At 66.6% G+C, this 13,248-nt stretch carries 13 protein-coding genes; 11 read left to right on the top strand and 2 right to left on the bottom strand.

Annotated elements, in window-relative coordinates; all coding sequences use genetic code 11:
• Window positions 1-29: 29 nt before the first annotated feature.
• The 3 genes from ASG27_RS18440 (at window position 30) to ASG27_RS18450 (ending at window position 1,686) form a co-directional block, all read left to right on the top strand.
• Entirely contained in the window at window positions 30-740 is a 711-nt protein-coding gene (locus ASG27_RS18440; protein ID WP_056413610.1) for an SOS response-associated peptidase family protein, read from the top strand.
• A gap of 5 nt (window positions 741-745) precedes the next feature.
• Window positions 746-1,045 carry a hypothetical protein gene (locus ASG27_RS18445; RefSeq protein WP_056413607.1) on the top strand — a complete coding sequence of 100 codons (300 nt, stop codon included), beginning with the start codon at window positions 746-748 and terminating at the stop codon, window positions 1,043-1,045.
• Between the two features lie 335 nt (window positions 1,046-1,380).
• Window positions 1,381-1,686 carry a single-stranded DNA-binding protein gene (locus ASG27_RS18450; RefSeq protein WP_056413605.1) on the top strand — a complete coding sequence of 102 codons (306 nt, stop codon included), beginning with the start codon at window positions 1,381-1,383 and terminating at the stop codon, window positions 1,684-1,686.
• A 52-nt stretch (window positions 1,687-1,738) separates the two neighbouring features.
• On the opposite strand, the gene ASG27_RS18455 is transcribed toward ASG27_RS18450, so the two are convergent.
• Complete coding sequence (locus tag ASG27_RS18455) at window positions 1,739-1,939, bottom strand: hypothetical protein (RefSeq protein ID WP_056413602.1); 201 nt, start codon at window positions 1,937-1,939, stop codon at window positions 1,739-1,741.
• 650 nt (window positions 1,940-2,589) lie between these two features.
• Between ASG27_RS18455 and nirB the strand changes: the two genes are divergently transcribed.
• From nirB to ASG27_RS18480, 5 genes are all read left to right on the top strand, one after another.
• On the top strand, window positions 2,590-5,133 hold the full coding sequence (gene nirB, locus ASG27_RS18460) for a nitrite reductase large subunit NirB (protein ID WP_056413599.1): 2,544 nt from the start codon (window positions 2,590-2,592) through the stop codon (window positions 5,131-5,133).
• 77 nt (window positions 5,134-5,210) lie between these two features.
• Window positions 5,211-5,567 carry a nitrite reductase small subunit NirD gene (gene nirD / locus ASG27_RS18465; RefSeq protein ID WP_056413597.1) on the top strand — a complete coding sequence of 119 codons (357 nt, stop codon included), beginning with the start codon at window positions 5,211-5,213 and terminating at the stop codon, window positions 5,565-5,567.
• 71 nt (window positions 5,568-5,638) lie between these two features.
• The gene (locus ASG27_RS18470) at window positions 5,639-6,958 is read left to right on the top strand and encodes a nitrate- and nitrite sensing domain-containing protein (RefSeq protein WP_056413594.1); all 1,320 of its coding nucleotides are present in this window, start codon (window positions 5,639-5,641) and stop codon (window positions 6,956-6,958) included.
• A 372-nt stretch (window positions 6,959-7,330) separates the two neighbouring features.
• Window positions 7,331-8,143 (top strand): formate/nitrite transporter family protein, encoded by an 813-nt coding sequence (locus ASG27_RS18475; RefSeq protein WP_056413592.1) that lies wholly within the window; start codon window positions 7,331-7,333, stop codon window positions 8,141-8,143.
• A gap of 71 nt (window positions 8,144-8,214) precedes the next feature.
• Window positions 8,215-9,960, top strand: a complete 1,746-nt coding sequence (locus tag ASG27_RS18480) for a bifunctional protein-serine/threonine kinase/phosphatase (RefSeq protein WP_056413589.1) — start codon at window positions 8,215-8,217, stop codon at window positions 9,958-9,960.
• A gap of 42 nt (window positions 9,961-10,002) precedes the next feature.
• Here ASG27_RS18480 and ASG27_RS18485 read toward each other — a convergent pair whose 3' ends face one another.
• Window positions 10,003-10,383, bottom strand: a complete 381-nt coding sequence (locus ASG27_RS18485; RefSeq protein WP_056413586.1) for a hypothetical protein — start codon at window positions 10,381-10,383, stop codon at window positions 10,003-10,005.
• Between the two features lie 455 nt (window positions 10,384-10,838).
• Here ASG27_RS18485 and ASG27_RS18490 point away from each other — a divergent pair, with 455 nt between their 5' ends.
• The 3 genes from ASG27_RS18490 to ASG27_RS18500 all read left to right on the top strand — a co-directional run bounded on the left by ASG27_RS18490 (window position 10,839) and on the right by ASG27_RS18500 (window position 13,238).
• A complete protein-coding gene (locus ASG27_RS18490) occupies window positions 10,839-11,783 on the top strand; it encodes a LysR family transcriptional regulator (protein WP_156370491.1) in 945 nt (314 codons plus the stop codon).
• Between the two features lie 124 nt (window positions 11,784-11,907).
• Entirely contained in the window at window positions 11,908-12,534 is a 627-nt protein-coding gene (locus ASG27_RS18495) for a LysE family translocator (RefSeq protein ID WP_056413585.1), read from the top strand.
• Window positions 12,535-12,680: 146 nt separating this feature from the next.
• Window positions 12,681-13,238, top strand: a complete 558-nt coding sequence (locus ASG27_RS18500) for an RNA polymerase sigma factor (protein WP_056413584.1) — start codon at window positions 12,681-12,683, stop codon at window positions 13,236-13,238.
• Window positions 13,239-13,248: the final 10 nt, after the last annotated feature.

Consider the following 13,248-nt stretch of genomic DNA (forward strand, 5'->3'; position numbering starts at 1 on the left):
TGTATCCGATGCGCGGCAGAATGTGCTGCATGTGCACCTTCTACGAAGTTCCGGGCCGGGAGCAGCTTGTTCTCCACTTCGGTGATCTGCCAGAGGAGGAGTGGCGCGACAAGATGAGCCCGCTCTACCGTGGGCCGTTCTTGCGGGGCGCTGGGCAGGCCGCGGAGCTTGTTGTGGGCCAGTGGGGCATGATCCCGCCGGACTCGCAAACCAGCATTCCCAAGGGCAAGGACGGCAAGCGGTTGTCGACCGTCAACGCAAGGCGCGAGGGGATGGTCAAATCGTGGACCTACGGCGGCCCGTGGCGCCGTGGTCAGCGCTGCATCATCCCTGCGCAGAGCTACGTCGAGCCGTATTGGCAGGACGGCGTACACACCGCGTGGCAGTTCTCCCGGGCCGATGGCGAGCAATGGGGCCTGGCCGGCCTGTGGAACGAGTGGACTGACCCGTCCACGGGCGAGGTGTTGCTCAACTTCACCATGGTCACGCAGAACTGCGACGCGCATCCACTGCTGAGGCTGATGCACCGGCCAGACCCGAAGCGCCCGCAGCACATGCAGGACAAGCGCACCGTGGTGCCGCTTGAAAAGGGTGACTGGCACGCCTGGCTGCACGGCACGATCGAGCAGGCCGAGGCCCTGATTCAGCTGCCGCCGGTCGCGCTGTTCAAGCACGGCCCCCAAGATCCGACAAAAGAGGTGCAACTCGTCATCGTGAGCGACCTCGATCCGCAGGAGTAAGAGCGATGGAAGTGATATTTCGAAAGAGCGCGGGCGGGGAGGTCACCCCGGACCAGCACGCCCGGGCGTCGGCCGCTGTGGACCGCGTGCTCGAAGGCAGTCGGCACAGCGTGTGGGACGCCCTTACAGCGATGGACTACCTGACGGCGTGGGATGATTGCCCGCCGGAGCAGCGCGCGGAGTTGGGGCAGGCCGCTGCAAATCTCGATGAACGGCTGGAGCTCTTCAATCGCCTGCAGGATGCGTCCAGCAAGGCCGCGGGGGAGCTAGTATGGCTTTCACTCCGCCCCTCGGTCGATTCGTAATGTGTGATGCGACGCGGCGGTACGCGTCTGTGTGAGAATCGCGGCAGCTTGGTGCGTGGGGCAACTTTAGGGGCAACTCCGGCGCGTCAGGTGGCTTTTGCTAGTATTTGCAAGGTATGTAGGGTGTTCTTTGAATCCCGCCACGCCGACCATTGATAGCAAAAGCCCAGAACCGAAAGGTTCTGGGCTTTTTTGCTGGCGCCGCCCAATGCGGGCTCGTCATCTCTGCGGTGCTTCGGCTGCGGCGCCACCCAGGGCCCGCTTCAGGTGCCCCACAAACCAACTGCCCCCGCTGTCACGTGCCCCCCGGTGCGTCCCCGGGGCCAAGGATTCGCATGATCGATGGATTGGTGTCAGGGCGCCTGTACGGCGATGCCGAGCAGCGGACCGACAAGACCGGCAAGCTCTTCACCGTGGCCAAGGTGCGTGCCAGCACTTCCGATGGCGAGACGCTGTTCGTGAACGTGATTGCGTTCGACAGCGATGTGCGTGCGTCGCTGCACCACCTGCGCGATGGCGATGCGCTGGCCCTTGCCGGCAGCCTGGTGCCCAAGGTCTGGACCGACAAGCAGGGCATCACGCGGCCCGCGCTGGACATGGTGGCGCACCGGGTGCTCACGGTGGCCGACAACGGGCATTGATGGGCTCTGGCCGCGCCGGCTGGCGCCGAGGTTGCGCGTGCGGCGGCCCGGATCAGCCGGGTTTTGGGGAGCCCGGCCCGCCTTGCTGGAACCCCAGGGCACGAAGTTCTTCGTCGCTCAGGTGCAGCTCGGTCAGTTCGGGTTGCCGCGCCTCGATCGTGCGCCGCCGTTCGTAGTGGGTGGGAGGGCCTTGTTCCTCCTGCCGGCGGTCGGTGCCGCTGCGCCTGTCGCTGGTGGATCTGCGTTCTGTCATGGTGGTGTCTTTGTGGCTGCGGTGAGAGAAGGTCTCCCCGAGGGCGATGGCTTCCCGCGGAAGTTTGCATCCGGATCGCGGGTTTGAACACCAAAAAATGGCCGCGCACGGCCGGCCGGACCCGAAGCGGCAGCAGGGTTCGGGCGAAGTGATCAGGCATCGGCATTCCACGCCGCGTGTCTGCGGCGTTGCGTACGCCCAGCCCCTCACCTGAGCCCGTGTGCCGGGGGGCCGTGGTCCCTGGGCCCTGTGCCTGCCTGGCACGGCCCGCTGCAGACGCCCTCCCGCCCTATGTTGGGGCTGCCTTGCACCGCATTGATGCGCCATGCCACGGCACGTGCAGGCAGCGTGGCGCGCCATCGCTCAAAAGGCCCTGCGGGCCGGTTTCTCCGCGCCATCACACCCCGGCATGGATATTGCAGCTGGGTAAATACCCGCCGGTGAAGCTGCCTGCGGGCCGACGACACCCCTCCGCTAATGATGGCGGAACCCAGGCGGGCCTTGGCCTCGTTGCCTTTCGCCTGGTTGTTCCAAACCACACCCGTGCTACCGCGGAGGGTGAGGGAGCGGCGCCGACCCACGGTCCGGCAACGCATGCCCATCCTGCTTCGAGCTCTCCAGGTCAGCCGGGTCATTGCAGGACCACGATCATGAAAATTGTTCTCATCGGCCACGGAATGGTGGGCCACAAGTTCCTCGAAAGCCTGGCGGAAACCGGCATGACCGGCGTGGAAGTCACCGTGCTGTGCGAGGAGCCCCGCGCTGCCTACGACCGGGTGCATCTCTCCGCCTTCTTCAGCGGCACCTCAGCCGAACAACTCTCCCTGGTGGAGCCGGGCTTCTTCGAGCGCACCGGCTTCACCCTGCGGCTGGCCGCACGGGCCGCGTCGGTAGACCGCCGCATCCGCACCGTGACCACGGCCGATGGCGAAGTGCTCACCTACGACAAGCTGGTGCTGGCCACCGGCTCCAACCCCTTCGTGCCGCAGGTGGCCGGGCGCGACCGTGAGCACTGCTTCGTCTACCGCACCATCGAAGACCTGGAGGCCATGCAGGCCTCGGGCGCCAAGTCCAAGACCGGTGTGGTCGTGGGCGGCGGCCTGCTGGGCCTCGAATGCGCGAAGGCGCTGAGCGACATGGGCCTGGAAACGCACGTGGTCGAGTTCGCTCCGCGCCTCATGGCCGTGCAGGTGGACGAGGGCGGCGGCCGCGTGCTGCGCGCCAAGATCGAGGAGCTGGGCGTGCAGGTGCACACCGGCCGCAACACGCAGGAGATCACCGACGGCGCCCGCGCACGCCACCGCATGGTGTTTGCCGACGGCACCTACTTGGAGACCGACATGATCGTGTTCTCCGCCGGCATCCGCCCGCGCGACGAACTGGCCCGCCAGAGCCTGCTGGCCATCGGCCCGCGCGGTGGCGTGGCCATCGACAGCGCCTGCCGCACCAGCGACCATGACGTCTATGCCATCGGCGAATGCGCCTCGTGGAACGAACAGACCTTCGGCCTCGTGGCCCCGGGCTACGACATGGCCCGCGTGGCGGCCCGCCACATTGCGGGCGATGCCGACGCCGCGTTTGTCGGCGCCGACATGAGCACCAAGCTCAAGCTCATGGGCGTGGACGTGGCCAGCATCGGCGACGCGCATGGAAAGACTCCGCACAGCCGCACCTGCCAGTATGTGGACGAGCGCCGCCAGGTCTACAAGAAGATCGTCATCAGCGAAGACGGCAAGCAGCTGCTGGGCGCCGTGCTGATCGGCGACGCGACCGAATACGGCACGCTGCTGCAGATGGCCCTGAACGGCATCGCGCTGCCCGAAGACCCCGAGTTCCTGATCTTCCCGTCCAGCGACGGCAAGGCCAAGCCCGGCCTGGGCGTGGATGCCTTGCCCGACACGGCGCAGATCTGCTCGTGCAACAACGTCACCAAGGGCGGCATCTGCGAGGCCGTGGGCAATGGCGTCTGCACCATCGCCGAGATGAAGGCCTGCACCAAGGCCGGCGCCACCTGCGGCGGCTGCGTGCCCCTGGTCACCCAGGTCATGAAGGCCGAGATGGCGCGCCGCGGCATGGCCGTCAACAACCACATCTGCGAGCATTTCGCGTACTCGCGCCAGGAGATCTACCACCTGGTGCGCGTGGGCCAGATCAAGAGCTTCGACGACCTGCTGGCCAAGCACGGCAAGGGCCTGGGCTGCGACATCTGCAAGCCGGTGGCGGCCAGCGTCTTCGCATCGTGCTGGAACGAGTTCGTGCTCAAGAAAGAGCTGGCGGGCCTGCAGGACAGCAACGACTACTACCTGGGCAACATCCAAAAGGACGGCACCTATTCGGTCGTGCCGCGCATGCCCGGGGGCGAGGTCACGCCCGACGGCCTGATCGCCGTGGGCCAGGTGGCCAAGAAGTACGGCCTGTACACCAAGGTCACGGGCGGTGCCCGGGTGGACATGTTCGGCGCACGCCTGGAGCAGTTGCCCTTGATCTGGGAAGAGCTGATCACCGCCGGCTTCGAGTCGGGCCACGCGTACGGCAAGTCGCTGCGCACGGTCAAGAGCTGCGTGGGCTCGACCTGGTGCCGCTATGGCGTGGGTGACAGCGTCGGCCTGGCCGTGGAGCTGGAGAACCGCTACAAGGGCCTGCGCGCCCCGCACAAGATCAAGTTCGGCGTCTCGGGCTGCACGCGCGAATGCGCCGAGGCGCAGGGCAAGGACATCGGCATCATCGCCACCGAAAAGGGCTGGAACCTGTACATCTGCGGCAACGGCGGCATGAAGCCGCGCCACGCCGAGCTGTTCGCGTCCGACCTGAACAAGGACGAGCTGGTGCGCATGATCGACCGGGTGCTGATGTTCTATGTGCGCACGGCCGACCGGCTGCAGCGCACCAGCACCTGGCGCGAGAACCTCGAAGGCGGCCTCGACTACCTCAAGGACGTGCTGCAAAAGGACAGCCTGGGCCTGTGCGCCGAGCTGGAAGCGCAGATGCAGAGCGTGGTCGACACCTACCAGTGCGAATGGAAGACCGCCGTGACCGACCCCGAAACGCGCAAGCGCTTCCGCTCGTTCGTGAACAGCGACAAGGGCGACGAGAACGTGCTGTTCGTACAGGAGCGCGGCCAGATCCGGCCTGCCACCGCCGATGAACGCGTGCGCGGTGCAGCCAAGGTCATCCCCATCGCCCAGGCAGCCTGAGCGTGGAGCGCGCAGCCGTCCATCTGGCCGGCTGTGCCTCCACCGCATGCGCAACCCACTTTTGAAAGCATCACGCCATGAGCGCACTTCCCCAAAGCACTGAAGACACACTCGCCTGGACCGACATCTGCGCGGTCGACGACATCCTGCCCAGCACCGGCGTGTGCGCACTGGTGGCCGACCGGCATGTGGCGGTGTTTCGCCTCGGCGCCGACCGCTTCTTCGCCATCGACAACGTGGACCCGAAGTCCGGCGCCAGCGTGCTGTCGCGCGGGCTGATCGGTAACATCGGTGACCGCGTGGTGGTGGCGTCGCCGATGTACAAAAACCATTTCGATCTGCTCACCGGTGAATGCATCGAAACGCCGGAGCAGTCGGTACGGGCTCACAATGTGCGGGTGGATGGCGGCCGGGTCAGCGTGGCCGTCGCCTGACTCTCCACGACCCAACGACTGCGCACCGCAACGCGCAGTCGTCCTTGAACCAACGAACCCAGGAAACCTGCATGCTTGACCCGGTGGCGACCTTGTCCGTCTCGAACCTTGTCCTGCGGTCCAAGCAACTGGAGATCGATGCGGTGCGGCACCTGGCCCGCCGCGCAGAGCTGGTGGATGTGATCGGGCAACTGATCCAGGGCCTGCAGCGAGAGCGCGGTGCATCCGGCGTGTACCTGGCATCCCGCGGGCAGCGCTTTGCCGACGTGCGCCGCAAGATGGTGGACGAGGTGGTGCTGCTCGAGACGCGGCTGCGCGAGGTGTTTGCCGAACATGTCGAGCCTGCCCAGGGTGCCACGGCCAAGGCGCTGTCACTGATGGCGTGGGCCCTTTTGGGCATGGAGTCGCTGCCCGCGCTGCGCACCCAGGTCGAGCGGCAGGCGATGTCGGCCCATGACTCCGTGGCCGCCTATAGCCACCTGATCGCAGGCTTGATCGAGCTGGTCTTCCACGTGGCCGACGCGGCGGGCCTGCCCAGCGTGTCGCGCCTGCTGGTAGGCCTGCTGCACCTGGTGCAGGCACAGGAAGAGGCTGGGCAGGAGCGGGCCCTGGGCGCGCTGCTGTACGCATCGGGCACCGGCAGCGAGGCGCACCAGCAGCGGGTGCTGCACCTCATCGACGCGCAGGAGCGCAGCCTGCGCATCTTTGCCGAGTTTGCCGACCCCGCTCTGCGCACCCGGTGGGACCAGCAGCAGCTGTCGCCCAGCGTGGCGCAGCTGGAGCGGCTGCGCCGCACGCTGTGCGTGGCCCGGCCGGGCGCGGTGCTCGACAGCGACCTGAGCGACGTCTGGTTCGATGTGTGCTCCGAGCGCATCGACGCGCTGTGGCATCTGCAGGTCGATCTGGTCAAGCAGCTGCGCGATGACTGCGCAGCCCGCATCCAGGAGGCGCAGCAGGACCTGCAGGATTCCAAGGGCCTGCTGCGCGGCCTGCGCGACAACCCGCCGCAGCGCACCCACGCGGTGGACCGATTCTTCGACATGGCACTGGCGCCCACCGCCGTGGCCGAGCAGCCCGGCAGTGCCTACGGCAACGAGGCCGCGTCGCTGCTGGACCTGCTGCAGGCCCAGTCGGCGCGCATGTCCACCATGGAGGCGGAGCTCGATGCCGCCCGCCGCACGCTGAACGAGCGCAAGGTCATCGAACGTGCCAAGGGCGTCTTGATGGCCCGGCTGGGCATGAACGAGGAAGTGGCCTTCCGGGTGCTGCAAAAGACCTCGATGGACCAGAACCGCCGCCTGCTCGATGTGGCCGAGGCCACGCTGTCGCTGCCGGATCTGGCGGTGGCGCTGCAGCAGGGCCTGCGCGCCCCAAAGACGCCCCCCGAATGATCCAACTTGGTGCCGGGCTGCACAGAAGCGAGGCGCGTGGACTGCTGCGGCTTCCAAAGCAATCTCGGAACGCGCGTTGCACGCCTTGGCGACCGCCCCGTTGACGGTACAGAACTTGCTCATACACAGCACAGTGCCGGGCTGACGAAGGCCCGCGCTGCCCGCCCTGCAGGCCACGATGTGGTCAGAGGGCTGCGGAAATCGCGCATCCAAGGATAACGGCGTCCCTGTGTGTCACCCGGTCAGACGGGTTGCATGCTGGACGCCGTTTTCCTTTGTTGCGCCCCCTCGTGCCGAGGGCTTGACGGGGCAGTCACTCACTCACTTACTCAGTCGGTCTGTCAGCCAGTCACCGCACCCCAAGGAAACTCCATGGCCTATCTCGCCCCTTCCGAATTCGTGACCAAGATGGTCGATTCCGGCGAATCCAAGCTGCTCATGTCCACCCGCGATACGCTGATCCGCTCCTTCATGGCCGGTGCCATGCTGGCGCTGGGCGCCGCCTTCGCCGTCACCGTCACGGTCAATACCGGTAACGCACTGCTGGGCGCCATGCTGTTCCCGGGCTGCTTCATCCTGCTGTACCTGCTGGGCTATGACCTGCTGACGGGCGTGTTCACCCTGGCACCGCTGGCCGTGCTCGACAAGCGCCCGGGCGCCACCTGGGGCGGCGTGTTCCGCAACTGGGCCCTGGTGTTCTGCGGCAACTTCGGCGGGGCTTTCATGGTGGCCGTGTTCATGGCCATCATCTTCACCTTCGGCTTCAGCGAGGCGCCCAACGCGGTCGGCGTGAAAATCGGCCACATCGGCGAAGGCCGCACGGTGGGCTATTCCGCGCACGGCGCAGCCGGCATGCTGACCCTGTTCATCCGCGGCGTGATGTGCAACTGGATGGTATCCACCGGCGTGGTGGCCGCGATGATGTCCACCTCGGTGTCGGGCAAGGCCATCGGCATGTGGATCCCCATCGCGCTGTTCTTCTACATGGGCTTCGAGCACAGCATCGTCAACATGTTCCTGTTTCCCTCGGGCCTGCTGCTGGGCGGCAACTTCACCGTCATGGACTACCTGGTCTGGAATGAAATCCCCACCGTGATCGGCAACCTGGTGGGCGGCCTGACCTTCGTGGGTGCCATGCTGTACTCCACCCACTACAAGACCGCGCCCAAGCGCAAGGTGGCCTGAAAGGCGCTGAACGAAATGCAGGCACTGCAGGGCCGGAGCGGTTCGGCCCTGCCTGCGATGACACCTGTGCCATGAGCGCAAAGAACCACACCCTGCGCGTCACGCTGGGCCAGCATTCGCGGGCGGGGCAGGGCGGCGTCAACCAGGACTTCCACGGCGCCGTGCTGCCGGCCGAGCCGCTGCGCAGCACCAAAGGCATTGCCGTGGCGCTGGCCGACGGCATCGGCTCCAGCGCGGTCAGCCAGGAGGCCAGTGCCGCTGCGGTGCGCAGCTTTCTGGACGACTACTACGCCACCTCCGACGCCTGGTCGGTGCGCCGGTCCGCGCAGCGTGTGCTGAGTGCCACCAATGCCTGGCTGCATGCCCAGACCATGCGCAGCCATGCGCGGTTCGACAAGGACCGGGGCTATGTCTGCACCTTCAGCGCGCTCATCCTCAAAGGCCGCGACATCCACCTGCTGCATGTGGGCGACTCGCGCATCTACCGGGTGCACGCGCAGTCGCTGGAGCCGCTGACGCAGGACCACCGCGTGCACCTGTCCTCTGTGGAGTCCTTCCTGGGCCGCGCGCTGGGCACGGGCCCCAACGTCGAGATCGACTACACCAGCCTGCCGGCGGACGTGGGCGCGATCTACCTTCTGGCCACCGACGGTGCATACCTGCACATCGACGCCGCGGCAGTGCACGAGGCACTGGCGCTGTATCCCGACGACTGGGACCACGCCGCGCAGGCGCTGGTGGACACCGCGCAGGCACGCGGTGCCGACGACGACCTGACGGTGCAACTGCTGCGGGTCGATGCGCTGCCCGAGGTGCCGCTGCGCGACCTGCAGACCCTGCGGGCCGACCTGGCCACCGCACCGCTGCTCCTGCCCAACGCACTGTTCGAAGGCTATCGCATCGTCCGCGAACTTCACGCCAGTGCCCGCAGCCATGTCTACCTGGCGGTCGATGGGGAGACGGGCGAGCAGGTGGTGATCAAGACGCCCTCCACCGACATGGCCGGCGATGCGCAGTACCTCGACCGTTTCCTGCTGGAGGAATGGGTGGCCCGGCGCATTCAGAGCCCGCACGTGCTGCGGCCCCATGTGCACGAGCGCCCCAGAAGGCACATGTACGTCGCCATGGAGTTCGTGGAGGGGCATACCCTGGCCCAGTGGATGATCGACCACCCCCACCCGGACCTCGACGCCGTGCGCGGCCTCATCGCCCAGGTCGGCAAGGGGCTGCACGCCTTTCACGTCAAGGAAATGCTGCACCAGGACCTGCGCCCGGACAACGTGATGATCGACCGCCAGGGCACCCTGCGCATCATCGACTTTGGATCGACGCATGTGGCGGGGCTGCAAGAGGGGCGGCAGGACCAGCGCGCGGACTTCATCGCCGGCACCCTGCAGTACACCGCGCCTGAATACTTCGTAGGGCACGAGGGCAGTGCGCAGTCCGACCTGTTCTCGCTGGCCGTGCTGGCCTACCAGATGCTGACCGCACAGCTGCCCTACGGCCTGCACGCCGCGCGCGTCCGGTCGGCGGCGGACATCAAGGCACTGCGGTATGTGCCGGTGCGCCATTTCAGGCCCGACCTTCCGGCGTGGCTGGACGGCGTGCTGCAAAAGGCCTTGAGCGCAGACCCGGCCCGCCGGCAGGAGGCGGTGTCGGAGTTTCTCTTCGACTTGCACTCGCCGGGTCGGCCCTTCCATGATCGCCCGTCGGTGCCGCTGGTGCAGCGCAACCCGGTGGCCTTCTGGCAGGCCGTCAGCCTGTTGCTGGGCCTGGTGGTGGCGGCCCTGATCGCCGCGCGCGTGTTCGGCTGGTAGGCACTGCACTCCGCATGCCGCCATGGCAGTCAAGGATCCTTTTCAAGACGCCTTCAGGAATGCGCTGCCTGCGGGCCTGAACAGAAAGAACACGATCACCGCGAACAACACCGCCCCTGGAATGAGCGCCGTCTTGACGGGCGACGTGGCGAACCCGATGAGCAGGCCCATGGTGCCCCAGCCGGTGTAGACCAGCCGGCCCCAGGGCCGCCCCCTGAGGATGGCGATGGCGCAAACCACCTGCACTGCGAGCCCGAAGTAGCCGATGCCGTACTGCAGCAGCAGAGGCAGCGGGTTTTGCCGCATCACGTCCTCGGCCAACGAGTTTCCATGCGAGGTGGCAAAGCCAGCCAGGGCCACCGCGCTGGACGCGATCAGGAGCCATGCAATGACAGTGAATGAAGTCGGGCGATTTTTGGGCATGGGGTATACGCAGGGTTGAAGGCAAAACGTTGAAGCGCTGGATGGTCTTGCATGGGCTCGCGAAGATAAAGAGGCGGCCTGTTATCGAAGCCATTAGCCATTCTTTGGACCCTGGCCGCCCATCGGCGCGTGAACTTTGCGAAGATCGGGGCCTGGCCCATCCAGGTCAACCCCGTGCACCCCTCACCCTGGGACCGCAGCGCGCAGGCCGGGCGCCATCACAAAATAAATGACGCCGCTGTATCCGGCAAACGCACTTCCCGTGCGTCTACGTACGGAACCCTCCTCCCGCATGGCCGACCAGGACGTGGCGGCCCCTTCGATTCAGTGCGCCCAGTGATGAGACTTCTGATGTGTGTTGTTGCCAGCATGGCCGCGGCGGTGCTGCGGTCTGACGGCCTGTGCGCCTCTTCGCCCGCCTGCTGTCGCCTGAAACCACCCACGTTGCCTTTGCCATGAGCTCCATGCACTCGAATACGGGCTCTTACTTCAGCGTGGAGCAACTGCGGCGGCTGGAGCTCGTCGTGCAGCTGGGCAGCTTTACCCTGGCGGCAGGGCAACTGGGGCTGACCCAGCCTGCGGTGAGCCAGCAGATACGGGTGCTCGAGCGGCAACTGGGCGTACGGCTGCTCGAGCGCTTCGGTCGGACGGTCGTTCCCACCTCGGCGGGTCTGGATCTGCTGAAGCACCTGCCGCACATCAATGCCGCGATGGAGTCGGCCTATGCCGCTGTGTCGGCCTACGCGGACGATGTGATGGGGACGATACGGATCGGGGCGGGTGCCACCAATTGCCTGTACCTGCTGCCCACCGTCCTGGGCAAACTGCGGCAGGTGTTTCCCAAGGTCCGGTTGATCATCAGCACCGGCAACACCGATGACCTGGTCCGGCGTGTGGAAGACAACGCCCTGGATATCGCGCTGGTCACGTTGCCGGTGTCCAGCCAACTGGTCAGCCCCAACATCATCCTGGAGGATGAAATCGTGGCGATCCGGCAGCGGAGTGCCGGGAGTTTTCCGGACAGGGTCGACGCCCCATCGCTCATCGGCATGCCTTTGATCATGCTCAGCGCTGGGACCTCCACCCGCGGATTGATCGATGCCTGGTTCGCCAGCCACGGCATGAAGCCCATCCCCGAAATGGAGCTCGACAGCGTCGAAGCCATCAAGGCGGTCGTCGCCTCCGGTGCCGGGTGCAGCCTGCTGCCGAGAATGGCGGTCATGGGCACCGGCCATCATCCGGACCTGGACGTCAGCCCCGTATTCCCGCCGCTGCACCGCACACAAGTGAGTGTGACCCGCCACGACAAGACCATGACCGCCGCTTTGCGCGTGGTGATGAACGCCATTGCAAGCGAAGGCAAGCGTTTGAGCGGCGCAGCCGCCGGGCCGGCGCAGTGAGCCCGCGTGCTTCGACGCCAGGCCTGGCCCGGTGGCTGCGCCTTGGGCCATCGGGTCAAACACCTTGCGGCGGCTGGCGAAGCAGCGCGCTCCGCTGGCGACATTTGTTATCTGCAGGATTCCCATGCCCACCAACGAACTGATTTTCCTGGCCAGCATTGCCGGTCTCTACCTGATGCTGGCCATCAGTCCCGGTCCCAATTTTCTGGTGATCACCGCCACGGCCATCGGCCAGTCACGGGCGCGTGCCGTGTGTGTGGGCCTGGGTGTTTCCACCGCGAGCGTGGCGTGGGCCAGCCTGGCGGCGGTGGGGCTGGGCGTGGTGGTGGCCCAGTACCAGTGGGTTCAGCAGGCATTGCGCATCGCCGGCGGGGTCTACCTGCTCTACATCGGCGCCCGGATGTTCTTTCAGGCCGGCCGGCCGTTGGCGGTGCGCGACGGCATGGCTGCAGGCAAGACAGCCTGGCAGGCCTACCGTTTCGGTCTGGCCACCAACCTTGCCAACCCCAAGTCGCTGGTTTTTTTCACCAGCGCATTCGCCACCTTGTTCACGCCGGACCTGTCCCTCTGGGCCAAGATCGCCGCGGTCCTGGTGGTGGGGGCCATCTCGCTCACGTTGAACGTGGTGATCGCAGGCCTGTTCTCTTCGGCCGTGGCCCGGCAAGGGTATGGCGCTGCGAAGCCCGCCATCGACCGGGTGACGGGCGGACTGATGGCCTTCTTCGGCATCAAGCTGCTGCTGGGCCGATAGGCCAGCGGCCCGCTGGGCCGCCAGGGTGCAGGCGCGGGCCCTGCCGGCTGCCGCGCAGATAATTCAGGCCATCTATTTTCAACTCGCTTGAGGCTGGCCACGCTGGAGCCAGCCTGTAGAGCCAACGTGCGGGCTACTCAGACACCGTGTTCGAGCGTTACTACCGCGAATTGCTGAATTTTCTGGCGCGCAAGGTGAGCGACCGCGACACCGCGGCCGACTTGACGCAGGAAAGCTTTGCACGGATCTACGCCGCGCAGCAGGCCGGCCAGGCGGTGCGCGAGCCCCGCGCATGGCTCTATGCCACTGCGCGCAACCTCCTGACGGACCACCACCGCCGCGCTGCGGTGCGCGAAACGGGCGCTGCAGACGGCGATGGAGACCGGGGTGATGCCGACGCCCATGTCGGCCCGCCATCCCTGGAGCCCGACGCCATCCTGTCCGGCCGCCAGCGCCTGGCCGCCATCGAGCAGGCGCTGCTGCAGCTGTCGCCACGCCCGCGCGAAGCCTTCGTGCTGTTCAAGCTGGAAGGCCTGAGCCGCAGCGAAGTGGCGCAGAAGATGGGCGTCAACGTCAAGACGGTGGAGACCCACCTGGAAGTCGCGATGGACGCCTGCATGCGCCAGCTGCAGGCGCTGGAGGGCGAAGTGGTGCCCCCGGCCGGCGGTCGCCGCCGCCGCCGTACAGGCAGTGCCCCACCGTGAACCACCCTGC

Source organism: Acidovorax sp. Leaf191 (genome assembly GCF_001424425.1).
Taxonomy (GTDB): Bacteria; Pseudomonadota; Gammaproteobacteria; order Burkholderiales; family Burkholderiaceae_C; genus Acidovorax.

Coding starts and splice junctions, on each gene's coding strand:
- ASG27_RS18440 (WP_056413610.1), top strand. CDS start 30: ATGTGCACCTTCTACGAAGTTCCGGGCCGGGAGCAGCTTGTTCTCCAC.
- ASG27_RS18445 (WP_056413607.1), top strand. CDS start 746: ATGGAAGTGATATTTCGAAAGAGCGCGGGCGGGGAGGTCACCCCGGAC.
- ASG27_RS18450 (WP_056413605.1), top strand. CDS start 1,381: ATGATCGATGGATTGGTGTCAGGGCGCCTGTACGGCGATGCCGAGCAG.
- ASG27_RS18455 (WP_056413602.1), bottom strand. CDS start 1,939: ATGACAGAACGCAGATCCACCAGCGACAGGCGCAGCGGCACCGACCGC.
- nirB (WP_056413599.1), top strand. CDS start 2,590: ATGAAAATTGTTCTCATCGGCCACGGAATGGTGGGCCACAAGTTCCTC.
- nirD (WP_056413597.1), top strand. CDS start 5,211: ATGAGCGCACTTCCCCAAAGCACTGAAGACACACTCGCCTGGACCGAC.
- ASG27_RS18470 (WP_056413594.1), top strand. CDS start 5,639: ATGCTTGACCCGGTGGCGACCTTGTCCGTCTCGAACCTTGTCCTGCGG.
- ASG27_RS18475 (WP_056413592.1), top strand. CDS start 7,331: ATGGCCTATCTCGCCCCTTCCGAATTCGTGACCAAGATGGTCGATTCC.
- ASG27_RS18480 (WP_056413589.1), top strand. CDS start 8,215: ATGAGCGCAAAGAACCACACCCTGCGCGTCACGCTGGGCCAGCATTCG.
- ASG27_RS18485 (WP_056413586.1), bottom strand. CDS start 10,383: ATGCCCAAAAATCGCCCGACTTCATTCACTGTCATTGCATGGCTCCTG.
- ASG27_RS18490 (WP_156370491.1), top strand. CDS start 10,839: ATGAGCTCCATGCACTCGAATACGGGCTCTTACTTCAGCGTGGAGCAA.
- ASG27_RS18495 (WP_056413585.1), top strand. CDS start 11,908: ATGCCCACCAACGAACTGATTTTCCTGGCCAGCATTGCCGGTCTCTAC.